Source organism: Flavobacterium sp. GNP002, from assembly GCF_054343795.1.
The window spans coordinates 1298730-1324409 of sequence record NZ_JBTGUW010000001.1; the positions used below are offsets into that span (position 1 = coordinate 1298730).

Sequence of the window (25680 nt, forward strand, 5' to 3'; positions counted from 1 at the left end):
ATAGATTACACAAAGATATTAACTTTAAGTCCGAGTGTTTTTTAGCTGAAAACACTTTTATTAATTATTAAAGAAGTTTAAAACAAGTTTTCTCATTCCAGTTTTTTTAGAACTTCTGCTATTTTTTCGAAAGCACTGAAGTTTTCATGTTCTACTTTGTGATCAATTTTTTCGTGTGCCCAAGTCGTGTGAAACGGAATATGAACAGCGTGTCCACCAATGGCCAAAACTGGTAAAACATCCGATTTTAAAGAATTTCCAATCATAAAAAATTCTTCAGGTTGTATCTCCAGTCGTTTAATCAAATCAGAATAATCAATCTCTTGTTTGTCAGACATCACTTCGATATGGTGAAAATAATGACCCAAACCTGAATTGTGTAATTTACGTCGCTGGTCTAATAAATCGCCTTTAGTGGCAACCACTAATTTGTATTTTCCGTGTAAAGCTTCTAAAGTTTCTTCGACACCTTCCAATAAAACAATGGGTTTCTCCAGCAATTCTTTTCCGTATTGAATGATTTTTTCGATGATTTCTATAGGAAGTGTGTTATTCGAAATAGTCATCGCCGCTTCAATCATAGAAAGAATGTAGCCTTTTATTCCGTAGCCGTATAATTTTAAATTATCGATTTCGACTTTGAATAACTCCTTAGAAATTCCTTGATGTGATAAATAATCTTCCATTAAACCACAGAATTTCTTCTCGGTTTCATCAAAATACGTTTCGTTGATCCATAAGGTATCATCGGCGTCGAAAGCAATTACTTTAAGTTCCATTTTTATTTTATTTTTGATAATAATTGAGGTTTTTCTTTTAACTTTTAACTGTTTTGGAAAAGACTTTCTTCATTGAAATTGTTTTCGAATAAAAGGTAATTCGGATACCCAAAAGTAAAATAATTCCTCCGATAATCATTTGCAGTGTGATTATTTCATCTAAAAATAGCCAAGCTAAAATAGCAGTCAAAACGGCTTGGGCTAGCAAGCTCAGAGATACTCTTGTGGCGCGCATGTGTTGTGTGGCATAACTGAGCGATAACCATGCTAAAAGTTGGCAAACTACTGCCTGGATCAACAATACCAACCAACCAGCATCAGAAAATCCGGAAAACGGTTCTTCTAACATTAAACAGAGAATTCCTAAATATATACTTGAAGAGATTAGGCTGATGGTCATAAATGAAAGCACGTCTACTTTAGAAAGTACTTTTTTGCTGATCAATAAGTAAATAGCGTATAAAATACCGGATAATACGGCTAACAGGAAAGCGGTGTCAAAATTCAGTTCAATAAAAAACTGAAAACCAACCAGCATAATCATTCCGAATAATGAGATTAGAGTTCCAATCCAGAAATTAGTTGCGGGTTTTGTTTTTAAAAATAAAAACGAACCAATGCCCACCCAAAGCGGCGATAAATTAGTAAGCAGTGAAGCCTGAGTAGCGCTGGATTCTTGGATAGCAATATTCCAAACGGCAACATCTGAGGCAAATAAAATTCCGCAAATTATAGCAGGAATTAATACTTTGAAAGTTGGAAGCTTGAATTTTTTTGTGAGGATAACATAAGGCAATAGCAAGGTTACTGCAATTGCCATTCTATAAAAAGCCGAAATTAGTCCGGGAGTTAGCCGAAGTTTTATTAATATAGGAAAAATCGAAATGCAGAGTATCCCAACAATTAAAGCTAATTGCGGCTTTTTTATTTTCATTTTATAATTTCCTTAATTAATTGTCTCTCCATTGGCAACACCATCGGTATCTGGGTTTACAAAAACCAGTTTTCCTTCAGCATTAGTAGTCATTAAAATCATTCCTTGACTTTCGACGCCACGAAGATTTCTTGGTGCTAAATTAACCAAAACAGTAACTCTTTTTCCGATAATATCTTCCGGTTTAAAGCTCTCAGCAATTCCTGATACGATGGTGCGAACATCAATTCCGGTATCCACTTTCAAAATCAAAAGTTTGTTGGCTTTTGGCATTTTTTCGGCTTCCAATATTGTTCCTACACGAATATCCATTTTGGCAAAATCCTCAAATTGAATGGCTTCTTTCTGTGGCTCAGCTTTTTTATTTTCGGCGGTATTAGCCGTTTTAGTTGCTTCCAATTTGTCTATTTGTTTTTGGATTTCCTCGTCTTCAATTTTGGCAAACAATAATTCCGCTTCGCCAATTTGGTGTCCAGCCGGAATCAAATCAGAATTTTGAGCAATAGTATTCCAGTTCAACGGACTTTCTATTTTTAGAATTCTTGATAATTTTTTAGCTGTAAACGGTAAGAAAGGTTCGCAAAGTGAACTCAACGCAGCCGCAATTTGCAACGCCACATACATTTGTGTTTGTACGCGTTCTGGATTGTCTTTGATGACTTTCCAAGGCTCTTCGTCAGCCAAATATTTATTTCCTAAACGAGCTACATTCATCAATTCACTCAACGCTTCGCGGAATCTGTAACGTTCCACAGAACTTGAAATTACTGCTGGATATGCTTTTAATTCGGTTAAAGTTGTTTCATCTACCTCAGAAAGCTCATTTGGTTGAGGTACAATTCCGTTGTAATATTTATTGGTTAAAACCACGACACGATTAATGAAATTCCCGTAAATCGCTACCAATTCATTGTTGTTTCTCGCCTGAAAATCTTTCCAAGTAAAATCGTTATCCTTAGTTTCAGGCGCATTCGATGTCAAAGCGTAACGCAAAACATCTTGCTGATTTGGGAATTCTTCCAAGTATTCGTGCAACCAAACCGCCCAGTTTTTAGACGTAGATAATTTATTTCCTTCTAAGTTCAAGAACTCATTTGCAGGAACATTGTCCGGCAAAATATAGCTTCCTTCGGCTTTCAACATCGCCGGAAAAATGATGCAATGAAAAACAATATTGTCTTTCCCAATAAAGTGAACCAGTTTTGTATCTTGGTCTTTCCAGTACGGTTCCCAATCTTTCCCTTCGCGCAACGCCCATTCTTTTGTAGAAGAAATATAGCCAATTGGCGCATCAAACCACACGTATAATTTTTTCCCTTCGGCACCTTCAACGGGAACATCAATTCCCCAATCCAAGTCACGAGTTACCGCGCGAGGCTCTAAGCCACCGTCAATCCACGATTTTACTTGCCCGTAAACATTCGGTTTCCAGTCATTTTTATGTCCAACGAGAATCCATTCTTTCAAGAAATCTTCATAACGGTCCAAAGGCAAAAACCAGTGTTTTGTTGATTTCATGATTGGAGTTTCTCCGGTGATTGTCGATTTTGGATTAATCAAATCCGTAGCATTCAGTGTAGAACCACATTTTTCACATTGATCACCGTAAGCTTCTTCGTTGCCGCATTTTGGGCAAGTTCCCACCACAAAACGATCTGCTAAGAATTGATCTGCTTTTGCATCATACAATTGCTCGGTCACTTCTTCAATAAAATCGCCTTGTTCATACAGTTTTCTGAAAAATTCCGAAGCCGTATCATGATGTATTTTAGCCGAAGTTCTGGAGTAATTATCAAACGAAATTCCAAAATCAGAGAACGATTTACGGATAATTCCATCATATTTATCGATTACTTCCTGTGGCGTAATGCCTTCTTTTTTGGCTTTCATCGAAATCGCCACGCCGTGTTCGTCACTTCCGCAAACAAACAAAACGTCTCTTCCCTGCAATCTTAAATATCTGGAATATATGTCCGAAGGCACGTAAACACCCGCCAAATGGCCAATGTGAATCGGTCCGTTCGTATACGGCAATGCCGCTGTAATCGTATATCTTTTTGGATTCTGTATCATGATTCAATTTTATTGAGTGCAAAAATAAGATTTTTTATGGTAGTGACAAGTCGCGACTTGTCAGTACTGGCGTAAATAAATTGCATTTTTTGTTTTATTTGGAGCTATTTCCCGTCTCGTTTTAAAGACGAGATTGCAATCTTATTGTTTTTAAAGAAAAAACAATAAGGATTTCCACTTTTATCTGGGCTAGGGGATTTGTTGGTGGAAGACGTTTTTTGAGATAATGTAAAATGATTAATTATATTTGTAACCGTAATTAACGAATCTTCAAAACCATGGCAAAAGGACCCGAAAAAAACACTAAAAATAAGGCGTTGCATACCAAATTGCTAAATCGGAAAAAGACTAAACTTCAAGAAGAAAAAAAAGAAAAAGCAGCACGTTTGAAAGCTTTAGTTACAAAAATGAATCAGAAAAAGAATAGTGAAGAATCTGATAGCATATAAATTGCATTGTATTTCATTTCTGTAATAATTTACCCGAAATTTGCAATACATATTCAAATACAAAACAAATGGAATTCGGTAGAATAATTATTTCAGAAACAGCCTTTAATAGTGAGAACCTTCAAGATGTAATTCACTCTAATATTTCGGTAATCAACTTAATGCGCGAAGAAGGCGTAAACGATGATTTGATTCATGAAGATGCCATAATGAGTTATTATTTAGATTATTATACCTCACAATATACCGAAGGAAATTTTGCTCAATTTGTATATAATTCGGGTTGGGATAAAGAACTGAATGAATTGATCGAAGAAGGCTTGGCATTAATTGGTGCCGAAAAGCATTTGGAATTGTTTCAACAACAATCCAAAAAAGTAAAATTAATGAGCAGCGTAAAGCTAAATAAATTCCTGAAAGGAAAACTGGAAGGTGTAAATCCTATCAGAGATTTGCTTAACAACAACACTTTTTTCGAAATTGAAGAAAATCTAATTAAGTTGAACGCTAATTTCTTAAAAACACACCCCGATTTTGAAGTCCTTTCTGTAGACGACATGTTTGCAACCTTAGAGGAATTTGTGGGGCATGAGATTAAAAGAAACTAAAGTAAGTCAAAAGTCCAATGTCATAAAGTTTTTAAAGTCCTATTTTTATTTGTTTTTTTGAAGTTCTGTTGTCAATGTATATTAAACATTAGTGCATTTGAATCATACATTAATCTTGGACTTTGTGACTTTCGACTTTCGACTAATTTTTTCCCCCGTTTCTATCAAACATTTCCTTAAATTTGCTACCATTATTATAAAATTTAGCGTTAAAAAAATCAAGCTATGTTACAAATCGCATTTATTAGAGAGAATCAAGAAAAAGTAATCAAGGCTTTAGCAAAGAGAAACATCGATGCTACAAGTGTTGTTGAAGAAGTGGTACAACTGGATGAAAAACGTCGCGCTACGCAAGTGGAGCTAGACAATATTTTATCCGAATCTAATAAATTATCCAAAGATATTGGCGAATTGATGAAAGCGGGTGAGAAATCTAAAGCTGCAATTCTTAAAGAAAAAACTGTTTTAAACAAAGAGAAAAGCAAAGCTCTAGCGGAAGCCGCTGATGCACTTGCCGCAGAACTTTTAGAAAAATTATATACGTTACCCAATCTTCCGGCTGATATCGTTCCTGTTGGAAAAACACCAGAGGAAAACCTAAATGTTTTTGAAGAAGGTGAGATTCCAGTTTTGCATGAAGGAGCACAACCGCATTGGGAATTGGTAAAAAAATATGACATCATTGATTTCGAATTAGGAGTAAAAATCACAGGTGCAGGATTTCCGGTTTATAAAGGAAAAGGTGCGAAGTTACAACGTGCCTTAATCAATTATTTCTTGGATAAAAATACAGCTGCAGGGTACAATGAAGTTCAGGTTCCGCACATGGTGAACGAAGCATCTGCTTATGGAACGGGACAATTGCCAGACAAAGAAGGGCAAATGTATCATGATAAAACAGATGATTTATACTTAATTCCAACTGCTGAGGTTCCGGTGACGAATTTGTTCCGTGATGTAATCCTTAACGAAAATGAATTACCAGTTTTAACTACAGCTTACACGCCATGTTTCCGTCGTGAAGCAGGTTCTTATGGGGCGCACGTTCGTGGATTGAACCGTTTGCATCAGTTTGACAAGGTGGAAATCGTTCGTGTAGAACATCCAGATAAATCGTATGAAGCTTTGGACGGAATGGTCGAACACGTTAAAAATATATTACAGGAATTGAAATTACCTTACCGAATATTGCGACTTTGTGGTGGTGATATGGGTTTCACATCGGCTTTGACGTATGATTTCGAAGTGTTTTCTACGGCGCAAGATCGTTGGTTAGAAATCAGTTCGGTTTCTAATTTTGAGACTTTTCAAGCGAATCGTTTGAAATTGCGTTTTAAAGACAAAGACGGAAAAAATCAATTGGCACACACTCTAAACGGAAGTGCATTGGCTTTGCCAAGAGTTTTAGCCGGAATTTTAGAAAATTACCAAACTCCGGAAGGAATTGTAATTCCTGAGGTTTTACGTCCGTATTGCGGATTTGATATTATAAACTAAAAATTTTAACATATAAGTCATATAATTTTTTGCAAAGTTTAAAATTGAAAGCGATGCAAGTCTTAATATGACTTATATGTTTAAAAAAATAGATATTTGACAAGGCAAACTGCAATTAATAATGAAAAAACTCTTTCTACATATCGCCCTGTTTTTTTCATTGGTTTGTTTTTCGCAAAACGAACAATTAGCGCAGTATTATTATGACAAAGGCGATTTTGAAAAAGCAAAAATTAGCTATGAAGAATTGCTGAAAGAGATTCCGTTAAACTCCCAATATTTCTTAAGAATAATAGATTGTTCTCAGCAATTGCAACAGTTTGAAAGTGCCGAAAAAGCCATTCAAGAACGATTCAACAAGTACAATCAAGGGAATCTTCTGGTAGAATTGGGTTATAATTATCAGTTGCAAAAAAATGATGACAAAGCCAAGATGTACTACGAACAGGCTTTGGAACGAATCAAAAAAAATCCAAATGAAGTCTACGGAATATCAAACGCTTTTGAGAAAAAAGTGTTGCTCGAATACGCACTGAAATCCTATAAAACCGCTACAGAATTAGAACCGAATTTCAATTTTAATTATCAAATAGGATTGCTTTACGGTCAATTATCTAATATGGAAATGATGATTTCCACTTTTCTGGATGAAGCATTTGCCAATCCTCAAAACTCCATTAGAATCCAAAATCAACTGGTTCGTTTTATGGTTGACGAAGGTGATGCGAATTTCAATGAACTGTTGCGCAAAGCATTAATTGTTAGAACTCAAAAAAATCAAGATCTCTTTTGGAATCATTATTTGAGTTGGTTTTATGTACAACAAAAAGAATTCGAAAAAGCATTTATACAAGAGAAAGCCATTTACAAACGCAATCCGGAATCACTTGCTAATATTGTGAATTTAGGACAACTTGCCATTGAAGAAGGGAATCAGGAAGCGGCTAAAGAAATTTTGGGATTTGTATTGGAAAACACACAAGATTTAGAATTGATTATCCAAGCGAATTCGTATTTGATAACCATGAAAATTGAAAAAGCATCCGAAAATGACTTTGCAGCTATCAGTGCAGAATTAGACGGTTTGTTGAAACAATTTGAAATAAGTCCTTTTACCTTATCTTTGCAGCTGATTCAGGCGCATTTCACGGCATTTAATTTGAAAAAACCAGAAGAAGGAAAGGCAATAGTCAAGAGAGCGCTGGAATTGCAATTGAATGATTATCAGGTGGCCAATGCCAAAATGGAACTGGCAGATATTCTGCTTTTCGAAGAAAAATTCAATCAGGCTTTGATCTATTATTCCCAGATAGAATTGGATTTGAAGAATGACGTAATGGCGCATGAAGCCAGTTTAAAAGCTGCAAAAACGAGTTATTTCAAAACTGATTTTGCATGGGCATTGAAACAATTTAAGGAATTGAAATCAGCCAATACGCAGTTGATTGCAAATGATGCTTTGGAATATTTCCTGTTAATAAACGACAACACTGCAGCTGATTCAACACAAACAGCTTTGAAACAGTTTGCAAAAGGAGATTATCTGTTGTATCAAAACAGAAATCAGGAAGCTATTGCGCAGTTTCAATTGATTTTGAAAAACCACAAAGGACAGGACTCGAGAGCTGTGCTCGAACAGGCGAAGCAAATAGAGGCTGTGACTTTGTTGCGATTAGGGAAAATATACGAAAAGAAAGGCGATTTTGCTTTGGCATTAAGCCAATACCAAACCATTATTGACCAGCACAGCGACGGAATTTATATAGATGAAGCGTTGTATTTTTCGGCAGAAATTTATAACAAGCAGTTGTTGCCTGAAAAAGCGAAGCCTTTATATGAAAAGGTATTGTTCAATCATCAGGACAGTATATATTTTGTGGAAGCCCGGAAGAAATTCAGGCAATTGCGAGGAGATACTAATTTATAAAAACAGATTATTTAGATCCTTGGATTTTTTGAAAAAGTCTAATAATCTAAAAGTCTACAATCTAAAAAAAAATGATACTATACAACGTTACCACAAACATACACGAAAGCGTTCACGATCAATGGATGATCTGGATGCAATACAAACACATTCCTGAAATTTTGGCAACAGGAAAATTCTCTTCGGCAAGAATGGTAAGGGTTTTAATTGAAGAGGAAATGGGCGGAGTAACCTATTCGGTTCAATATACGACTGACAGTAAAGAAACTTTGGAAAAATATTACCAGGAAGATGCGCCGGCTTTTCGAGAAGAAGGAGCGAAGTTGTTTGGAGATAAAATGCTTGCTTTTAGAACAGAATTAGAATTGATTGCAGATTTTTAGAGTCATCGTAAGGAACGAAGCAATCATATTCAGATTGTCGTTTTGAACCACAATCTTGAAGTAGCAATCTGCGACCTCCAATTTGAAATAAAATACACTTTGTGCCTAGTGCCAAAATAAACCTAAAATACAGCGAGATTGCTTCGTGCCTCGCAATGAAAACATGGAAAAAGTAACAGCCAAAAAACATCTCGGACAACACTTTCTGAAAGATGAAAGCATTGCAAAAGACATTGCTGACACGTTGAACTTAGAAGGATATGATGATGTACTAGAGATAGGTCCGGGAATGGGAGTTTTGACAAAATATATGTTGGATAAACCGGTGAACACGTATGTTATTGAAATCGATACGGAATCAGTGACGTATTTGGACCAGAATTATCCAAAATTAAAAGACAGAATCATTTCCAAAGATTTTTTGAAATACAATGTCAACGATGTTTTTGAAGGGAAACAATTCGCGATTATTGGGAATTTCCCGTATAATATTTCAACTCAAATTGTGTTTAGAACTTTAGAATACCGCGATCAGATTCCGGAATTTGCAGGGATGTTCCAGAAAGAAGTAGCGCAACGTATTTGTGAAAAAAAGGGAACAAAAGCGTATGGAATTCTGTCGGTTTTGGTTCAGGCTTTTTATGATGCCGAATATTTATTCACGGTAGATGAAAATGTATTTATTCCGCCACCCAAGGTAAAATCAGGTGTTTTACGTTTGCGTAGGAAGAAAGATTACAGTTTGCCTTGCGGCGAAAAATTGTTTTTTACGGTAGTTAAAACAGCTTTTCAACAACGACGCAAAACGTTACGAAATAGTTTGAAAACCTTAAATTTGTCGGATAGTTTAAGAGAAGATGAAATTTTCAATCTTCGACCAGAACAATTAGATGTAGAACAGTTTATAGCACTCACCCAAAAAATAGAAGCCGATGGAGTTTAAAATCAGCAAAGAATTAATACAAGAATTAGAGCAGCTCATTCAAAGTAAAAACGACCAGCAACTGGAAGTGTTATTGAATGATATGCACCATGCTGATATTGCTGAAATTCTTGATGAGCTTGATTTTAATGAGGCAACCTATATTTTTAAAGTTTTAGACAGTGAGAAAACCGCCGAAATCCTTCTGGAACTGGAAGACGATTTGCGGGAAAATATATTAAGCAGGCTTTCGCCAAAAGAGATCGCGGAAGAATTAGACGAGCTGGAAACTAATGACGCCGCCGATATTATTGCGGAGCTTTCGAAAGATTTGAAAGCCGAAGTAATATCAGAACTTCAGGATGTTGAGCACGCCAAAGATATTGTTGACTTATTGCGTTATGACGAAGATACCGCAGGTGGAATCATGCACAAGGAATTGGTTAAAGTCAATGAAAATTGGAATGTCCTGACCTGTGTGAAAGAAATGCGCATTCAGGCCGAAAATATTTCTAGAGTCCATTCGATTTATGTTGTGGATGATGAAGACCGACTGAAAGGACGTTTGTCACTCAAGGATTTATTGACCACTTCTTCCAGAACACCAGTAAGTGATGTTTACATTCGGAAATTGAACTCCGTAAAAGTAGATACTGAAGATGTTGAGGTGGCTCGAATCATGCAAAAATACGATTTAGAAGCTATCCCTGTCGTAGATGAAATGGGTCGATTAGTAGGTCGAATCACTATTGATGACATTGTGGATGTAATCAAGGATGAAGCCGATGAGGATTACCAGTTGGCAGCAGGTATCTCGCAGGACGTAGAAGCGGATGACAGTATATTTGAACATACAAAAGCACGATTACCTTGGCTAGTTTTGGCTCTTTTGGGTGGTTTTATCTCCGTAAAAGTGCTCGGATTATTTGAAGGAGCAATGCTTCTGCACGGAAACTTATTCTTTTTCACGCCGCTTATTGCCGCAATGGCAGGAAATGTTGGGGTACAATCATCAGCAATTATAGTACAGGGTTTGGCTAACAATACATTGAGCGGATCCTTGTTTAATAGATTGGTCAAAGAAGTGTCACTAAGTTTATTAAACGGACTGATTTTAGCGACGATATTGTTTTTAGGAAGTCATTTTCTGTTGAATGTCGAGATTATCATTGGCGTGATTGTAACCACAGCGTTAATTTCAGTAATTATAATTGCATCATTAATAGGGACTTTTATTCCGTTATTGCTGGATAAATTCGGTATTGATCCCGCTTTGGCTACTGGGCCGTTTATCACTACAAGCAATGATATTTGCGGAATTCTGATTTATTTTTCGATAGCAAAAATGATTCTGGGATTTTAAGAGAGAATAGAACAAAGAAGAAAGATAATAGAATATTGAGAGGGAATTCAACAACAAACTAATACAACTATAACTACACAACCAACACTTTTTCCTAACTGCTCACTATACTTTGGAGAGGGTTAGGGAGAGGAAAAACCACAACCAGCATGAAAGTACACATCATTGGCGGCGGAAACTTAGGTGTTTCTATCGCATTAGGATTATCAAAATTTTCACCAGAAAATCAGGTTACCGTAACCAGAAGAAATACATCAAGCATTCTTTATCTTGAAAAATTAGGCGCTACAGTTTCTACAAATAACATCCATCAGATTCAGGAAGCCGATGTTATTATTTTGACTATAAAACCGTACCAAGTAGATACCGTTTTAGCCGAAATCCTTCCTGTAATTTCCAATAAAATCATCGCCTCGGCAGTGAGCGGATTATCCATAGAAAATTTACAGAACAAAATAGGTACAGCTAATAGTGCCATCCGAATCATGCCCAATATTGCGGCACAATTTGGCGCATCAGCCACTTGTATTGCGTTCCATGAAAAAGACAAAGAGAAAGCACAAGACGTAGTTTCCCTTTTTCAGAGTTTAGGAACCGCTCCTATTATTGACGAAAAATTAATGGATGCAGCAACCGTTTTGGCAGCTAGCGGAACTGCTTTTGCATTGCGATACATTCGCGCCTCAATGCAAGCTGGAATTGAAATAGGATTTGATTGGCAGACTGCCTTAGCCATCTCGGCACAAACTGTAAAAGGTGCCGCCGAAATGCTGCTGGAAGAAAAAGTACACCCGGAACAATTAATTGACCGTGTGACCACGCCACAAGGCTGCACGATTGCGGGATTGAACGAAATGGAAATGCACGGATTCAGTTCGTCATTAATACGTGGAATCAAAACATCTTTGAAACAAATTAAGGGATAAACGTAAGTAGCGCGAGCCCTGCTCCGCAAATTATTGGGTCAATACTTTGTAAAGGTTTGTTGTTGTGAAGAGGCAATTCTAAAGGTCAAAAAACAATTATCTATAAAACTCCAAATAGAAATTGCTTAACGATTAACCAAGATTCTGATATTTAGTATCTTGGTTAATCGTTAAGCAATTTTTTTACTTGAAATAAATATAACCAACTGGGTAGTAAAATGAATTTTGACTAATGCCCGTTACAACAAACAAAAATTTAAGCCATAAGATTGCTTAGATCTTTTATTTTTTGGTGATTTGCTTTTATAGCAGCACGTTGTTCGTTAATCATCATCAGTTGTTCCGAGGATAAATCTTCAGCATGAGTTAATGAATCATCGTAGGTTTCAAGTGCAGCCTCTTCTCCATATTCACATGAATTGATTATCGCTTTTCTGTCGCTACCTGTCATGGCAGATTTAATGTCCATCCATACTCTAAATAATTTACCTGATGTAGTTGTTCCTTCAGTTGGTGTTCCACCTAATCTTTTTACTTCCGCAACTAGATCTGATTTGCATTTTAAACTTGTTTCAGTAAAATGAGAAAACAATGTTTTCAAGTCTGTTTCATCAGCCTCTTTTGAAGCAGTTTCGTACCCTTGGATTCTATCGTTATTGATCTGGATTAACGAATTTAATATGTCAATTGATTTTTCAGTGTTCATCTTTTTTGTATTTATTGAGCGAATTAATTTTCACTTACACAAATATCAGCATACTTCACAATATAACTTTTACACAATTTTTTTTAAAATTTGTAACATTGACACATTGTTAAGTGTTTGACACACAGAATTTAAAATATAAAGTAATGAAAAGTTTTATTTATGAATTCAAGGTGTTAGTTACGCGCACAATATGCTACATCAGGAATCATTTTATAAAATAAATCTTATATTTGAAAAAAACTATCATGAAAAAACTACTCCTATTAACGCTCGTTTTAATTTTAAGTTACACTGTAAACGCCCAACAAAATAAACAAAAACAAGTGCTAAGGCATGTGGTAATGTTTGGATGGAAACCCGGAACAGATACCGTAGCAATTGACAAAGTGGTAACTGCTTTTGGAAATTTAGAACATAAAATCAAATTGATAAAAGCGTATGAATGGGGAATTAACAACAGTCCTGAAAACTTGAATAATGGTTTGACGCATTGTTTTACTCTAACATTCAACAGTGAAGCGGATAGAGATGCGTATTTGATTCATCCGGATCATAAAGCTTTTGTCTCTGTTTTGAGTCCGCCACCAGATAAAGTCACCGTAGTTGATTATTGGACAAATAAGTAAACAATAACCGATTTAAAAAAGTAAACATGAACCAGAGCAAAATTGTAGTCAGAATGTCTAAGAGTAGTGGAGTTTATAATAAATCCAATTGTTATGTGTTGCGCATAGGTAATGAAATGGATTGTGAGATGAACTACAGCAACAACCGTAAAGAATATATTGTTTTACCCGGAAAACATTGTGTTCAAATTGGAAATGGAATTTCTTTTCAAACAGAAGAAATACTACTTAAAGCGGGAGAAACGAAAGTACTGACCATAAATCCCAGTCTTACGTACAATCTTGGATTCGGAATACTAACCGGAATGGTGGTAACAGGTTTGGTTATTCAATTTGCTGTACTTCAAAAATTTTCTCCTGTGATGATTATTCCATTTATGCCTTATTTATTCATTAAAAAAAGGAATTTTAAAAATAGTTTTGCTATAAGTTATTCAAAATAAAAACAGTTACTGAACATAAAAAAAGCTTCGTTTAATCTCTTGAACGAAGCTTTTTTATAAAATAGATTGTAGCTAAACTTTCTTGGACTGTTTTTTTGCTTTAGCGGGTTTCAAATTAAATTTTAACCATAAGAAACCAATAGTTCCCGCAATAAAAGAAGCAACCAGAATCGCAATTTTTGAATAAGTAATGACTTCTTCTCCGTCGTTTTTAAAGGCAAGTAATGTTATAAAAATAGACATTGTAAACCCTATTCCACCCAGCATTCCAGCGCCTAGAATAGTGCTCCATTTTAAATCTCTTGGCAGCGTACAAATCCCTAAACTCACGGCAAGGAATGAAAACAACCAAATTCCTAATGGCTTTCCTACTACAAGACCTAACATAATTCCAATTGTGTTGGGGTGATTCAATCCTTTATGCCAATCTGAATTTATAGCGATGCACGTATTGGCTATGGCAAATAACGGAAGGATGAAAAACGCTACCGGTTTGTGTAAAAAATGCTGTAATCGGTACGAAGATGTTTTTTTGCCTCCATTCCCAAAGGGAATTACAAAGGCCAATAATACTCCGGTTATCGTCGCATGCACACCTGAATTTAGCATGAAATACCACATTGCCGCTCCACCAATTAAGTAAGGAATAAGGCTGTGTACTTTTCTTCGATTTAAAATAAATAAGCCTCCCATAATGGCAAAAGCAATAAACAAATTCAGATAAGCAATTGTGTCTGTATAAAATATGGCAATTACCATGATGGCGCCTAAATCATCGATTACGGCAAGCGCAGTCAGGAATATTTTCAAAGATGTAGGAACGCGATTTCCTAAAAGTGATAAGATACCAATAGCAAAAGCAATATCGGTCGCCATAGGGATTCCGGCTCCGTTTTGTGTTATAGTTCCAAAATTCAACAGTAAAAAGATTCCCGCAGGGACAACCATACCGCCTAATGCTCCAAAAATAGGTAAAGCCGCATTTTTAATACTAGATAATTCCCCTTGATAGATTTCGCGTTCTAATTCTAACCCAATCAAAAGAAAGAAAATAGCCATTAAACCATCATTGATCCAGTGCGTTATTGAATGACTACCGATATTGGTTTCCCAAAAAGCGATATACTCGGTTTGAATAGAAGAATTGGCTAATAAAAGAGAGAGTATTGTTACAAAAAGCAATAAAAGACCACCTGCTTTTTCACTTTCAAAAAAAGCTTTGAATGTTTTCGTTAATTTCATTTTTTAGTTTTCATTTATTATAATCATCCGATTTATAATAAAAATTTATTAATCGCTAATTTACGATTTTACGACTTAATTTTCTCCGATAAATCAATAAACCGTAATTTTTTTGTTAATTTGAAGGATCAAAAACCGAACAATTATGGATATCAAAATCCTTCATATCGATAGCAATCATTCCTTACTTTGGGATCAATTGCAACAGTCCGAATTTATTAATCACAGTGATTTTTCTTCTTCTAAAGAAGAGATCGAAGTCAAAATTCAGGATTACCAAGGAATTGTGATTCGTAGTAGGTTTAAAATAGACAAGACTTTCTTGGACAAAGCCACTAATTTGCAATTTATTGCGCGTGTTGGAGCCGGATTAGAAAGTATCGATTGTGACTATGCGGAGTCCAAAAACATTACTCTTATTGCTGCTCCGGAAGGAAATAGAAATGCAGTGGCCGAACATACATTGGGAATGATTTTATCCCTTTTTAATAAATTGAACGAAGCTGATAGCGAGATACGAGCGGGACTCTGGAATCGTGAAAGCAACCGCGGTCATGAGTTGGATGGAAAGACAGTTGGGATTATCGGTTACGGAAACATGGGGAAATCATTTGCTAAAAAATTGCGTGGCTTTGATGTGGAAGTCCTTTGTTATGATATTCAGGAAAATGTGGGTGACGCCAATGCGAAACAGGTTTCATTAGCAGAATTTCAACAAAAAGCAGATGTAGTGAGTTTGCATATTCCGTGGACTCCGGATACTGATAAAATGGTTGACAGTGATTTTATCAATGGATTTACCAAACCCTTTTGGATTATAAACACCTCTCGGGGCAAGAATATTGTCACTGCAGATTTGGTAGCTGCTATGCAATCCGGTAAAATTCTCGGCGCTGGTTTGGATGTTTTGGAATACGAGAAGTTGTCTTTTGAAACGCTGTTTAAGGATAAACACACACCGGAAGCTTTTCAATACTTGTTGACAGCAAAGAATGTGATTTTGACACCGCATATTGCTGGTTGGACATTCGAAAGTCATGAGCGATTGGCCCAAGTCATTGTCGATAAAATAAAAGCAAAGTATTTTGGTCAAGCCAAAGTTGAAGCGCTGGAACAACGCGTTACGGGAATTGGTGGTTTCTTTTTTAAATCAAAAACCCCTAAAAAATTGGTGGCTTGGTACGGAAAACACTTGGGTTTAAAAACCGATGATTATGGTTCTACTTTTTGGTGGAAAGATAAAGAAGGAAATGACTGTTCTACCCAATGGTCGCCATTTGCGGAGGACACCACTTATTTTGCGCCAAGCGAAAAACAGTTCATGCAAAACTTCAGAGTGGATGATTTAGAAAAATTATTACAAAAATTATCGGATGAAGGTGTAACAATTGTGGGTGATATGGAGACTTATGAGTATGGAAAATTTGGCTGGATTCTGGATAGCGAAGGAAATAAGATAGAACTTTGGGAACCAATCGATACCGCATTTCAATAATTTTTTTAGTAACTTAAAGACAAACCAATAACAATTAACCAATGGAAAATTTAAAACACGAAGAATGGAACAATCCGAGGCCTATTCAACCAGATAATAAAAAAATTGCAGCAGGATTACTTGCTATTCTTTTAGGTCCTCTAGGGATTCATAAATTCCTGTTGGGTTATACAACAGAAGGGATAATATGGTTGGTAATTAGCCTTTTTACATGTGGAGTAGTAACAAGTGTATTGGGACTTATTGAAGGTATAATATATTTAACAAAATCTGACGAAGAGTTTTATCAAACGTATCAAGTTGGTAAAAAAGCTTGGTTCTAAAATATAAAAAATCCCGATTGAATCGGGATTTTTTATATAATCTGAAATTAATCTTCTTTGTCGTTTAATTTTCGTTCCAGTTCAGCCTGAAACTCTTCCATTACGGGTTTCATGGTGCTTTCCGGAATGTCTGCAATTCTGATATACATTAATCCATCTACAGCATTATTAAACAATGGATCTACATTAAAGGCTACTACTTTTGCGTTTTGTTTGATGTATTTTTTAATCAAAACGGGTAAACGCAAACTTCCTGGTTCCAATTCGTCAATAATTTTATCAAACTTATTCAAATCAGATTCGGCTTCATCGAAAATGAAATCCTTATCGGCATCTTTTAGTTTTACTTTATACGCTTTCTTCGGGTGAATGTACTGCGCAATATACGGATCATAATAATTGGACTTCATGAATTCAATCATCAGTGATTTCGAAAAATCTGAAAATTGATTGCTGATACTCACGCCACCCAGTAAAAATTTATGTTCCGGATAACGCAATGTTGTGTGCATAATCCCTTTCCAAAGCAGGAAAAGCGGCATTGGTTTCTGTTGGTATTCTTTGATGATAAAAGCACGACCCATTTCTATGGATTTGTGCATCATATCATATAATTCAGGTTCAAAACGGAACAAGTCGTTGAGGTAAAAACCATTTATACCGTATTTTGGATAAATTTCTGAACCTAATCCCATTCGGTACGCACCGGCAATTTTATTCGCTTCATTATCCCATAAAAATAGGTGATGGTAATATTGATCGTGCTTGTCTAAATCAATTGATTCATTTGTTCCTTCGCCCACTTCTCTAAAAGTTATTTCTCTGAGGCGTCCTATTTCATGAAGGATATTTGGAATCTTTTTTGCATCTGCGAGAAACACTTCGTAATTTTTACTTTGTAAAAGGCGACAATCCGTACTTCTCAATGCATCTACTTCTTTAGTCATTTTGTCTTGACTGGCAGCAGTGACAATTGTTTTTGGGCTTTTAGGAATTTTTAAAGTAGGCGTTGGCAAAAAAGGAATTTCTTTCTCGAAAGGATTGGCCAACATGTACGTTTTTTTCCTAAGAAACTCAGAGTAATCCTCTAAAGTATTGTGCTCGTTTTGTTCGCTAACTGAAATTGGTTTTCCAATGCGCACTTTAATCACGCGTCGTTTCTGGCTAAACACTTCCGAAGGTAGTTTTGCTGTTCTAAAAGTCCCGCTTATTTTAGAGAGCAAATAAAATAATCGACTGTTTTTTGCATGAAAATAAATAGGAACAACAGGGACTTGGGCTTTTCTGATTACTTTAATAGCACCTTCTTCCCAAGGTTTATCCACCATTAATTTCCCGTCTTTATACGTAGAAACTTCTCCAGCAGGAAACATCCCTAAAGGTTTTCCGTCACTCAAATGACGCAGGGTTTCTTTTATTCCCACCACGCTTGATTTGGCATCCTTATGATTTTCAAAAGGATTTACCGGCATAATGTATTTCTTGAGAGGGGCAATACGATGCAAAAGAAAATTGGCGATAATTTTGAAATTTGGTTCTCTTTCGAGCATTAATTTCAACAATAAAACACCATCAATTCCTCCCAGCGGATGATTTGAAATGGTGATGTAAGCGCCTTCTTTTGGTAAACGTTTTAAATCCTCTTCCGGAATTTCGAATTTTATTTGTAAATCATCTAATATCCCATTTAAAAAGGCAACGTCTTTTAAATGTTTATTTCTGTCGTATACTTTGTTTAAGGTAGAGATTTTTAGTACTTTCATTAGCATCCAGCCAGAAAAAGTTCCCAGAATTCCGTACTTGTCTGCATTTATTGCTTTTGCAACTTCTTTCGCGGTTACTAAACCCATGTATTTTTTGTTTTTTTAGAGCAAGAAACAAAGATAGCAAAAAACTCCATTTTCTCTGTTTTTCTGAATCAAACTTCTACTTTTTTGTTACATTTGGAAATCAAAAAATACTTTAATGAGAATTATTTCATACAACGTAAACGGAATCAGAGCGGCCATTTCAAAAGGATTTATTGACTGGTTGCAGCACGCAAATCCAGATATTATTTGTCTTCAGGAAATTAAGGCAACTGAAGACCAAATCCCAGTCGAAGATATCACAAAAGCTGGATATCCATACCAATATTATTATTCAGCGACCAAAAAAGGATATAGTGGTGTAGCCATTCTATCGAAAATCAAACCCAATAATGTCGTTCACGGAACCGGAATTCATCACATGGATTTCGAAGGAAGAAACCTTCGTGCTGATTTTGATGACTTTTCAGTGATGAGTTTGTACTTGCCATCGGGGACAAATATCGATCGATTGGATCATAAATTCACGTTTATGGATGATTTTCAGAACTACATCAACGAACTTAAAAAAGAAACGCCAAACCTAATTATTTGCGGGGATTACAACATTTGCCACGAAGCAATCGACATTCATGACCCTATCCGAAACAAAAATGTTTCTGGTTTTTTACCACAGGAAAGAACTTGGCTCGATGGATTTATGAAGTCCGGATTTGTCGATAGTTTCCGCCATTTCAACAGTGAGCCGCACCAATATTCGTGGTGGAGTTACCGTGCCGGAGCTAGAGGAAACAACAAAGGGTGGCGTATCGATTATAATTTAGTTGCCGATTCTTTAAAACATAAATTAAAAAGAGCCGTTATTTTATCAGATGCCGTGCATTCAGATCATTGCCCAATTTTAGTGGAAATAGAATAACGTTTTTAGGAGCTGTTTCCCGCTTTTCACTGCAAATGAAATTCACTGAACACCAAAATAGAATATTAACTTAGTGAAGTAATCTTGTTGTTTTTTAAAGAAAAAGACAACAAGGATTTTCGTTTCAAACGAAGTTCACTGAACTCCGCTGAAAATAGAAATTAAGTGAAGTAATCGGGGCTAGGGCATTCGAATACTATTTGATTTTTTGGGTTCAAAACAACATTAGAAACAACATTAGAAACAACATAAATACCATCAAAATGATTAAAAGAGTTTCCATCGGATTATTAGTATTGGCGCTTTCAACTTCTTGTGTATCTAAAAAAATATACAACGACTTAGAAAGTAAATATGCCGATTCCAAAAAAGAAAACCGAAGTTTAGCTGATGAAAATGCTGATTTGCTGAAAGCTAAAAACCAATTAGAATTAGACCGCGACGGTTTAAAAACTGATTTGAGTAAATCCAAAGCCGAACTGGATAAATTGAAAGCAGATTACGCCGCAGCTCAAAATAAATTCAAAGTCTTGCAGGATTCTTACGCCGCTTTAGAAAAAAATAGCGGTGATGCTTTGCAAAGCAACATGAAGAAAAACCGTGATTTGCTGGAGCAATTAGACGAGAAAGGGAAAGCACTAGCATTAGAACAAGAGCGATTGAGCAAAAGCGCACAACGTTTGCAAGAATTGGAAGATTTGATTGCTGCCAAAGAAGCCAGCATGAAAAAACTAAAAGAAACCTTATCTAAAGCCTTGAACAGTTTTGAAGGAAAAGGGTTGACAGTAGAACAAAAAAACGGAAAAGTATATGTTTCTATGGAGAACAAACTACTTTTTAATTCCGGAAGTTGGGCTGTAGGTTCCGAAGGAAAAAAAGCAGTTGTAGAATTGGCAAAAGTTTTGGGCGATAACCCAGATATTTCCGTACTTATTGAAGGTCATACAGATGATGATGCGTTTACAGCTTCTGGACCAATTGCTGACAATTGGGATCTATCAACCAAAAGAGCCACAGCAATTGTAGCTATTTTGAGCGAAAACAAAAAAATCAACAAGCAAAATCTTACTGCGGCAGGAAGAGGAGAATTCTCTCCATTAGGAAGCAATGCAACAGCCGAAGGAAAAGCTAAAAACCGTAGAATCGAAATCATTCTAACGCCAAGATTAGACGAAATTGCCGAAATGTTGAATGAGATAAATTAAAAAAGAAGCAAAGTTTTAAATAGGCAAAGGCTCAGAGTTTTTTACTTTGAGCCTTTTTCTTTTACGACGAATTTGCTAATTTCACCTTTTGATGAAAGGTTTTTAATTGGAGTATTGGCGGTTTTGTTTTTTAAAATACCCCGTTTAGGCTTTAATAAACGTTTCTCAATTTTCTGTTAACTGTAAATCTAAACAACAAACTAATTTTATCTTTGTTTTCGAAAATAAAATACAATTTTCTTAATTATGAAATACACTACTTTACCCAATACTGATATAAAAGTCAGCAAGATTTGCCTTGGAACGATGACTTTTGGAGAACAAAATACGGAAGCTGATGGAGATGCTCAAATGGATTATGCTTTAGAAAACGGCGTCAATTTTTTTGACACTGCCGAAATGTATTCGGTTCCAGCGCGTCAGGAAACCTACGGAAGCACTGAGAAAATCCTTGGAACCTGGTTCAAAAAAACTGGAAAAAGGGAAGAAATAGTTTTGGCTTCTAAAATTGCCGGACCCAATCCAAATTTTGGTTACATGAGAGAGAAGTTAGATTTCTCACCAGCCAGTATCAAGTTTGCATTGGATAATAGTTTACAGCGCTTACAAACAGATTATATTGATGTGTACCAATTGCATTGGCCGGAACGCAAAACTAATTATTTTGGACAACGTGGTTTCAAAGTTCAGGATGATGCTTGGGAAGATAACATTCACAATGTGTTGGAAACATTGGATGGTTTTGTCAAAGAAGGAAAAATCAAACATATCGGACTTTCAAATGAAAATCCTTGGGGAATCATGCGTTTTCTGGAGGAAAGTAAATACAACAATCTGCCAAGAGTTAAAACGATTCAAAATCCATATTCGTTATTAAACAGACTGTTTGAAAACGGTTCTGCTGAAGTTTGCCTAAGAGAAAATGTAGGTTTATTGGCGTATTCGCCGATGGCTTTTGGGGTTTTGTCAGGAAAATTCCTAACTGGTGAAGCGCATCCAAATGCCAGAATCAAATTGTTTCCGCAGTATTCCAGATACAACAGCTCACAAAGTACCGAAGCGACTCGATTGTATCAGGAAATCGCCAAGAAAAACGGACTGACTTTAACGGAATTGTCTTTGGCATTTATAGAGCAACAGCCGTTTGTAACCAGCACAATTATTGGCGCAACAACATTGGAACAATTAAAAGAAAATATTGATACGATTCAGGTTACACTTTCGGATGAAATTCTAAAAGCGATTGATGAAGTACAAGCCCTGATTCCAGATCCGGCACCGTAAAGTAAGAAACCCAGTCAGATTTCTAAACTCTGACTGGGTTGTTTTTAATTAAAGATCAAATTCCACTTCAACGGCTAAGGAATCCACTTTTATTTGCGTTGAATCTTTTACTTTGAATTTGATAAAAGATTTTGCAGGTCCTGAAATCAGTATGGGTAGCGACTTGTAAATCGTGTCTTCAGGAGTCAAAAGTCCTCTTCGAAACATAATATTGGTTAAGAACGATTCTTGTTTAATCGCAAAATCTTTCAACATACCCTGATCGTTGAACTGATACATGAATTTTTTAGGACTTGGGATAATTCGGGCGAGATACAAGCATTCGTTTAGTGATAATTCTGAAGGTGTTTTTTGGAAATAAAACTGACTTGCTTCACCAATTCCATATACATTTGGACCCCATTCGATAATGTTAAAATACACTTCGAGCATGCGTTCCTTGCTTACAATCCGGTTATTTTCCAGAATGTAAACCAATAATATTTCTTCTAGTTTACGGGATACGGTTTTCTCCCGACTCAGAAAAGCATTTTTCACTAGTTGCATGCTGATGGTACTGGCGCCGCGGGAAAACTTTTTGGTTCTGATGTTTTTTACGATGGATTGTTTGAATGCTTCGCTGATGAACCCACGATGCGAAAAGAAAGAAGGATCTTCAGTAGTCAAAACCGACTTTCTTAAATACGGTGAAATTTGGTCTAAAGGCGTGTAATTTGGATTGGCTGAACCAACTAAAACCGGTCGCTGCAATACATTTTTGATAAGTGCACGATATACAAATTCGCCATTAAGTTTGTTGAGATTGGCTTCGCCGTATTTTGTAATTTTTAGATTTTCTTTCTTCAATTTACTGTCAAAAACCAGCTGATTGGGTTTGTTTTGGTTAAAAGCAAAATCCAGTTTGTAATCAAAATTACCTGTAGCTTCCATTCCCTGAAAATGAGTAAATAAACCATCAGGAAGCGAAGTGATAAAATCCTGTGCTTTCATTTTTGGAATATTGACCTTGACTTTGTAAATCGTATCTTTTTCGGTTTCGTACGCCAAGTAAGGGTGAAATTTAATTTTATTCAATTGAACAGTTGAGCTGCTGTCGATAGAAATAAAATCAGAACCTAATAAGAATCGGTAATCAAATTTGGCATTCTTGAGGATTACATCTTTACTGGCAATTTTTGGATGGTTTAGTTTTAAATTGGCAATAGCTATAAAACCATCAATATGCAATTCGTCACCTTCTCTATCGATGTTTTGAACGCTCAATCGGATAGAATCAAAGCTTGATTTCAGATTGAAACGCTCATCTAAATATGGCATTTGGATTGCACCGGTGTCAATATTTACGAAACGAATATCTGCTTTTTTATTTCTTGGATCGGCAAATCCTTTGATTTTCCATCGTTGTGAAATGGTATTGGTTTGAACTTTTATCGAAGTTTCGAGTTGTTTGTTGACCAATCGAAGTTTTTGGAAGTTGATTGTTGCTTTTTTCCCGTTATCATTGAGTCGAAAAGAAAGATTGTCCAAAATCATATCCGTTGGGACTAAATTCAGTGCTTTTGAGATTATTCTGTAGGCAAACTGGGCGTAATCTCTTTTCTCATCGCGTATTTCTGTTTGATTGTCTTTTTTTAGAAAAGCATCAAAATTGCTCACTTTTCCTTTTTTCACTAACTGTACAAAACCGTTTTGGACTTCTAGAGTTCCAAGTTGGACATCGCCTGTTAGGAGATGCCATAAATTGACACTAGTTTTTAGTTTTTGAATTTTAAAAAGAGTATCTCTATTTTTTGGAACCAGAATTATTTCGGTAAGATTCAATCCTGATAATCCGTCAAAAGACGCTTTTTTTATTGAAAAAGTACTGTTGTAATCCACTTCCATCTCGTGTGAGACCTTTGCTATTGTTTGTTGTAAAACGGCATCACGAAATATATAAAAAGCAATAATTAAAGTGACAAATAATACAAAAAGTATTTTGGCTGCTAGAATTAATTTTTGTTTTCCGGTTTTCATAAACAGTTTAATAGGTAATAAAATATAAAATACAACGCGCTTGGAATCTCGGCCATAAAGAAAAGGAAAATAATACTAAAGGAAAGATTTTTATAATTTTCTTTAGCATTTTTGATTGTGGAAAATGATTTTTTAAATAAAAAACTACAACCATAAAGCGTTGTAGTTTCTAAATTATTGTATCGCCGTTAAATTAACTTTATGACTTTGGTTCTTTATACTCAAACGGATTATAGAACTGTCTTACTTTTTCTACAATTTGATTTAAACTCATTTTATCTGCTGTTTCTACAGCTTTTAGTTTTCCGGGTTCAATTAAATGATCCTTCATTAATTTTTGTTCCAGTTTAGTTTTGGTTTGTGCCGGACCAAAAACAATAAGTTCATCTGATTTTTTCACATAGGAAAGAACTGATTTTATAAAATAATCAAGTTGTTGTTCTTTTCGATCGTCAAATTTTTTGTCGCTATTGCCATGATGAGCTCCTGAGAAAGTTCCTTTATTGCCTTCGTCATTATGATGTACACTGTTTTCAACCTCAGAATCTATTTCGGTAATTTTTTCTGTATCACCATCAAGAGCAACAATTATTGCTTTTGAAGAATCTATCCAAATGCCAGTTTGTCTTTTCATGTCTTTGCTTATTAAGTTAAAGTAGATTGTTTTTTACTGTTTTATTGCAATAGAATCGCGCTTAGTTGACTTATTAAAACGTGTTCTGATTTATTTTTTCCTGAAAATGAAGAAGCTATGGCGTTAGCAGTTTTTAGAATTAGGGCATTAATTTCTGGAGTGAACAAGTGTTGATGTTCTTCTCTGAAAATTTTAAAGTCGGGAATCACTTGTTCCAATTCCCAGTCATTGGCAACAAGCCAGTCAAAAACAATTTCGATTTCATAAGCAGTGTCATCCCCAAATTCATTTAAACTATTTTCCAGAGGCAGCCATTCAGTTTTTATGATTTGTTTCAGTTTGTCGATTTCTTCTGTACGAATGGTTTTGTCTATGGCCGCAATAGAATAGAACACTTTGCCTAAGTGTTCGTATAAATGAGTCATAGTTTGGTGAGAGGGTTTCATTTTATTTTCGTAAGATATTGTTAAACATAAAGTTACGAAAAATAATAAGTTTTCTTCTTGATTTGCTATTTAAAATAGGAAATATTTAACATCAATTCCTGGAAAGTAAATCGAAGAAACAGAAGGAGAATTATTTTATTTTTGCCTCCAGAAAAGACAACAAATTGTCTGTTTCCAGTTTTTGATTGGCGTATTTTAATTGAAGTTCAGAACCTTCGCCCATCCTATTGTAGTATTCCAATGCTTTTTTTGCAAAGAAACGTTTGTGAAAATCAGAAAGCTCCGGAATTTGAGGGAATTTTCCGTGAAAAAGCATTTCGTAATAGGCTTGCCATTCTCTTTCATTTTTATCTTCAATCAAGTTTTCTTTCGTTTTTTGACTCACGTGAATCATTTCATGCGCCAGAAGATTGAGCATTAATGCCAGCGGATATTCAAATGTGTTTTCGGGAATTCGGATGATTTGAGGTTCGCCAAGAGCGCCTTCGGTAGTCATTAGGATAAACTCTGGCTTGGCTTTTTCTCTTAATTCGAAACCTTTGAAATTGGGGTTTTCTAAACCGTATTCTTCAATTAAAAACTGGGCAGCAGTAATGGTTTCACCAAGTTCATGAAAGGTATTTACGATTTGTAAGTGTTCTGGAAAGGATTTCATTTTTTATTTTGTTT

General features: G+C 35.7%; 25 protein-coding genes and 1 pseudogene. 16 read left to right on the plus strand and 10 right to left on the minus strand.

The window, feature by feature from the left end:
• Positions 1-92 precede the first annotated feature (92 nt).
• From ACXX80_RS05800 to metG, 3 genes are read right to left on the minus strand one after another with little or no spacing between them, the layout of a single operon-like run.
• Positions 93-779 (minus strand): HAD family hydrolase, encoded by a 687-nt coding sequence (locus ACXX80_RS05800; protein WP_458552381.1) that lies wholly within the window; start codon positions 777-779, stop codon positions 93-95.
• 37 nt (positions 780-816) lie between these two features.
• Positions 817-1713 carry a DMT family transporter gene (locus ACXX80_RS05805; protein WP_458552382.1) on the minus strand — a complete coding sequence of 299 codons (897 nt, stop codon included), beginning with the start codon at positions 1711-1713 and terminating at the stop codon, positions 817-819.
• Positions 1714-1725: 12 nt separating this feature from the next.
• Entirely contained in the window at positions 1726-3786 is a 2061-nt protein-coding gene (metG, locus tag ACXX80_RS05810) for a methionine--tRNA ligase (protein ID WP_458552383.1), read from the minus strand.
• Positions 3787-4064: 278 nt separating this feature from the next.
• Between metG and ACXX80_RS05815 the strand changes: the two genes are divergently transcribed.
• The 8 genes from ACXX80_RS05815 to proC all read left to right on the plus strand — a co-directional run bounded on the left by ACXX80_RS05815 (position 4065) and on the right by proC (position 11861).
• On the plus strand, positions 4065-4235 hold the full coding sequence (locus ACXX80_RS05815; RefSeq protein ID WP_458552384.1) for a hypothetical protein: 171 nt from the start codon (positions 4065-4067) through the stop codon (positions 4233-4235).
• A 68-nt stretch (positions 4236-4303) separates the two neighbouring features.
• Entirely contained in the window at positions 4304-4843 is a 540-nt protein-coding gene (locus ACXX80_RS05820; RefSeq protein ID WP_458552385.1) for a DMP19 family protein, read from the plus strand.
• Between the two features lie 225 nt (positions 4844-5068).
• Complete coding sequence (serS, locus tag ACXX80_RS05825; protein WP_458552386.1) at positions 5069-6340, plus strand: serine--tRNA ligase; 1272 nt, start codon at positions 5069-5071, stop codon at positions 6338-6340.
• A 121-nt stretch (positions 6341-6461) separates the two neighbouring features.
• The gene (locus ACXX80_RS05830; RefSeq protein WP_458552387.1) at positions 6462-8267 is read left to right on the plus strand and encodes a tetratricopeptide repeat protein; all 1806 of its coding nucleotides are present in this window, start codon (positions 6462-6464) and stop codon (positions 8265-8267) included.
• 71 nt (positions 8268-8338) lie between these two features.
• On the plus strand, positions 8339-8650 hold the full coding sequence (locus tag ACXX80_RS05835; RefSeq protein WP_417951006.1) for a DUF4286 family protein: 312 nt from the start codon (positions 8339-8341) through the stop codon (positions 8648-8650).
• Positions 8651-8813: 163 nt separating this feature from the next.
• Positions 8814-9593: a 16S rRNA (adenine(1518)-N(6)/adenine(1519)-N(6))-dimethyltransferase RsmA gene (gene rsmA / locus ACXX80_RS05840; protein WP_458552388.1), complete on the plus strand. Its 780-nt coding sequence runs from the start codon at positions 8814-8816 to the stop codon at positions 9591-9593.
• The gene (mgtE, locus tag ACXX80_RS05845; RefSeq protein WP_458552389.1) at positions 9583-10935 is read left to right on the plus strand and encodes a magnesium transporter; all 1353 of its coding nucleotides are present in this window, start codon (positions 9583-9585) and stop codon (positions 10933-10935) included. Before rsmA ends, mgtE begins: the two co-directional genes overlap by 11 nt.
• A 149-nt stretch (positions 10936-11084) precedes the next feature.
• Positions 11085-11861, plus strand: coding sequence for a pyrroline-5-carboxylate reductase (gene proC, locus ACXX80_RS05850; RefSeq protein WP_458552390.1), 777 nt, complete (start codon positions 11085-11087; stop codon positions 11859-11861).
• A gap of 256 nt (positions 11862-12117) precedes the next feature.
• Here the strand turns inward: proC and ACXX80_RS05855 are convergent, their stop codons facing one another.
• Positions 12118-12567: a PA2169 family four-helix-bundle protein gene (locus ACXX80_RS05855; protein WP_458552391.1), complete on the minus strand. Its 450-nt coding sequence runs from the start codon at positions 12565-12567 to the stop codon at positions 12118-12120.
• 248 nt (positions 12568-12815) lie between these two features.
• Between ACXX80_RS05855 and ACXX80_RS05860 the strand changes: the two genes are divergently transcribed.
• Both ACXX80_RS05860 and ACXX80_RS05865 read left to right on the plus strand, forming a co-directional pair.
• Positions 12816-13196 carry a Dabb family protein gene (locus ACXX80_RS05860; RefSeq protein ID WP_458552392.1) on the plus strand — a complete coding sequence of 127 codons (381 nt, stop codon included), beginning with the start codon at positions 12816-12818 and terminating at the stop codon, positions 13194-13196.
• Between the two features lie 26 nt (positions 13197-13222).
• Positions 13223-13639 carry a hypothetical protein gene (locus ACXX80_RS05865; protein ID WP_458552393.1) on the plus strand — a complete coding sequence of 139 codons (417 nt, stop codon included), beginning with the start codon at positions 13223-13225 and terminating at the stop codon, positions 13637-13639.
• 72 nt (positions 13640-13711) lie between these two features.
• Here the strand turns inward: ACXX80_RS05865 and nhaA are convergent, their stop codons facing one another.
• Positions 13712-14881, minus strand: coding sequence for a Na+/H+ antiporter NhaA (gene nhaA / locus ACXX80_RS05870; protein ID WP_458552394.1), 1170 nt, complete (start codon positions 14879-14881; stop codon positions 13712-13714).
• A 145-nt stretch (positions 14882-15026) separates the two neighbouring features.
• Between nhaA and ACXX80_RS05875 the strand changes: the two are divergent.
• The 3 genes and pseudogenes from ACXX80_RS05875 to ACXX80_RS05885 all read left to right on the plus strand — a co-directional run.
• Positions 15027-15965: pseudogene (locus ACXX80_RS05875) on the plus strand (2-hydroxyacid dehydrogenase); the annotation flags it as partial.
• Between the two features lie 87 nt (positions 15966-16052).
• Positions 16053-16376: a VOC family protein gene (locus tag ACXX80_RS05880; protein WP_458554081.1), complete on the plus strand. Its 324-nt coding sequence runs from the start codon at positions 16053-16055 to the stop codon at positions 16374-16376.
• Between the two features lie 41 nt (positions 16377-16417).
• Complete coding sequence (locus ACXX80_RS05885) at positions 16418-16699, plus strand: TM2 domain-containing protein (protein WP_458552395.1); 282 nt, start codon at positions 16418-16420, stop codon at positions 16697-16699.
• A 47-nt stretch (positions 16700-16746) separates the two neighbouring features.
• On the opposite strand, the gene ACXX80_RS05890 is transcribed toward ACXX80_RS05885, so the two are convergent.
• Positions 16747-18549, minus strand: coding sequence for a GNAT family N-acyltransferase (locus ACXX80_RS05890; protein WP_458552396.1), 1803 nt, complete (start codon positions 18547-18549; stop codon positions 16747-16749).
• A gap of 115 nt (positions 18550-18664) precedes the next feature.
• Here ACXX80_RS05890 and ACXX80_RS05895 point away from each other — a divergent pair, with 115 nt between their 5' ends.
• From ACXX80_RS05895 to ACXX80_RS05905, 3 genes are all read left to right on the plus strand, one after another.
• Positions 18665-19426, plus strand: coding sequence for an exodeoxyribonuclease III (locus ACXX80_RS05895; protein ID WP_458552397.1), 762 nt, complete (start codon positions 18665-18667; stop codon positions 19424-19426).
• 263 nt (positions 19427-19689) lie between these two features.
• Positions 19690-20631, plus strand: a complete 942-nt coding sequence (locus ACXX80_RS05900; RefSeq protein WP_458552398.1) for an OmpA/MotB family protein — start codon at positions 19690-19692, stop codon at positions 20629-20631.
• A gap of 246 nt (positions 20632-20877) precedes the next feature.
• Positions 20878-21915, plus strand: a complete 1038-nt coding sequence (locus ACXX80_RS05905) for an aldo/keto reductase (protein ID WP_458552399.1) — start codon at positions 20878-20880, stop codon at positions 21913-21915.
• Between the two features lie 48 nt (positions 21916-21963).
• Here ACXX80_RS05905 and ACXX80_RS05910 read toward each other — a convergent pair whose 3' ends face one another.
• The 4 genes from ACXX80_RS05910 to ACXX80_RS05925 all read right to left on the minus strand — a co-directional run bounded on the left by ACXX80_RS05910 (position 21964) and on the right by ACXX80_RS05925 (position 25666).
• Positions 21964-23931: a transglycosylase domain-containing protein gene (locus ACXX80_RS05910; RefSeq protein ID WP_458552400.1), complete on the minus strand. Its 1968-nt coding sequence runs from the start codon at positions 23929-23931 to the stop codon at positions 21964-21966.
• Between the two features lie 199 nt (positions 23932-24130).
• On the minus strand, positions 24131-24565 hold the full coding sequence (locus tag ACXX80_RS05915; RefSeq protein ID WP_458552401.1) for a hypothetical protein: 435 nt from the start codon (positions 24563-24565) through the stop codon (positions 24131-24133).
• Positions 24566-24606: 41 nt separating this feature from the next.
• Positions 24607-24990 carry a hypothetical protein gene (locus ACXX80_RS05920; RefSeq protein ID WP_458552402.1) on the minus strand — a complete coding sequence of 128 codons (384 nt, stop codon included), beginning with the start codon at positions 24988-24990 and terminating at the stop codon, positions 24607-24609.
• Positions 24991-25141: 151 nt separating this feature from the next.
• The gene (locus ACXX80_RS05925; protein WP_458552403.1) at positions 25142-25666 is read right to left on the minus strand and encodes a hypothetical protein; all 525 of its coding nucleotides are present in this window, start codon (positions 25664-25666) and stop codon (positions 25142-25144) included.
• Positions 25667-25680: the final 14 nt, after the last annotated feature.

Bases quoted from the DNA above. Each gene is read 5' to 3' on its own strand.
- ACXX80_RS05865 (WP_458552393.1), top strand. From the start codon at position 13,223: ATGAACCAGAGCAAAATTGTAGTCAGAATGTCTAAGAGTAGTGGAGTT.
- ACXX80_RS05895 (WP_458552397.1), top strand. From the start codon at position 18,665: ATGAGAATTATTTCATACAACGTAAACGGAATCAGAGCGGCCATTTCA.
- serS (WP_458552386.1), top strand. From the start codon at position 5,069: ATGTTACAAATCGCATTTATTAGAGAGAATCAAGAAAAAGTAATCAAG.
- ACXX80_RS05835 (WP_417951006.1), top strand. From the start codon at position 8,339: ATGATACTATACAACGTTACCACAAACATACACGAAAGCGTTCACGAT.
- ACXX80_RS05920 (WP_458552402.1), bottom strand. From the start codon at position 24,990: ATGACTCATTTATACGAACACTTAGGCAAAGTGTTCTATTCTATTGCG.
- ACXX80_RS05885 (WP_458552395.1), top strand. From the start codon at position 16,418: ATGGAAAATTTAAAACACGAAGAATGGAACAATCCGAGGCCTATTCAA.
- ACXX80_RS05805 (WP_458552382.1), bottom strand. From the start codon at position 1,713: ATGAAAATAAAAAAGCCGCAATTAGCTTTAATTGTTGGGATACTCTGC.
- rsmA (WP_458552388.1), top strand. From the start codon at position 8,814: ATGGAAAAAGTAACAGCCAAAAAACATCTCGGACAACACTTTCTGAAA.
- ACXX80_RS05890 (WP_458552396.1), bottom strand. From the start codon at position 18,549: ATGGGTTTAGTAACCGCGAAAGAAGTTGCAAAAGCAATAAATGCAGAC.
- ACXX80_RS05800 (WP_458552381.1), bottom strand. From the start codon at position 779: ATGGAACTTAAAGTAATTGCTTTCGACGCCGATGATACCTTATGGATC.
- ACXX80_RS05925 (WP_458552403.1), bottom strand. From the start codon at position 25,666: ATGAAATCCTTTCCAGAACACTTACAAATCGTAAATACCTTTCATGAA.
- ACXX80_RS05900 (WP_458552398.1), top strand. From the start codon at position 19,690: ATGATTAAAAGAGTTTCCATCGGATTATTAGTATTGGCGCTTTCAACT.
- mgtE (WP_458552389.1), top strand. From the start codon at position 9,583: ATGGAGTTTAAAATCAGCAAAGAATTAATACAAGAATTAGAGCAGCTC.
- ACXX80_RS05915 (WP_458552401.1), bottom strand. From the start codon at position 24,565: ATGAAAAGACAAACTGGCATTTGGATAGATTCTTCAAAAGCAATAATT.
- metG (WP_458552383.1), bottom strand. From the start codon at position 3,786: ATGATACAGAATCCAAAAAGATATACGATTACAGCGGCATTGCCGTAT.
- ACXX80_RS05855 (WP_458552391.1), bottom strand. From the start codon at position 12,567: ATGAACACTGAAAAATCAATTGACATATTAAATTCGTTAATCCAGATC.
- nhaA (WP_458552394.1), bottom strand. From the start codon at position 14,881: ATGAAATTAACGAAAACATTCAAAGCTTTTTTTGAAAGTGAAAAAGCA.
- ACXX80_RS05910 (WP_458552400.1), bottom strand. From the start codon at position 23,931: ATGAAAACCGGAAAACAAAAATTAATTCTAGCAGCCAAAATACTTTTT.
- ACXX80_RS05830 (WP_458552387.1), top strand. From the start codon at position 6,462: ATGAAAAAACTCTTTCTACATATCGCCCTGTTTTTTTCATTGGTTTGT.
- ACXX80_RS05815 (WP_458552384.1), top strand. From the start codon at position 4,065: ATGGCAAAAGGACCCGAAAAAAACACTAAAAATAAGGCGTTGCATACC.
- ACXX80_RS05860 (WP_458552392.1), top strand. From the start codon at position 12,816: ATGAAAAAACTACTCCTATTAACGCTCGTTTTAATTTTAAGTTACACT.
- ACXX80_RS05820 (WP_458552385.1), top strand. From the start codon at position 4,304: ATGGAATTCGGTAGAATAATTATTTCAGAAACAGCCTTTAATAGTGAG.
- ACXX80_RS05905 (WP_458552399.1), top strand. From the start codon at position 20,878: ATGAAATACACTACTTTACCCAATACTGATATAAAAGTCAGCAAGATT.
- proC (WP_458552390.1), top strand. From the start codon at position 11,085: ATGAAAGTACACATCATTGGCGGCGGAAACTTAGGTGTTTCTATCGCA.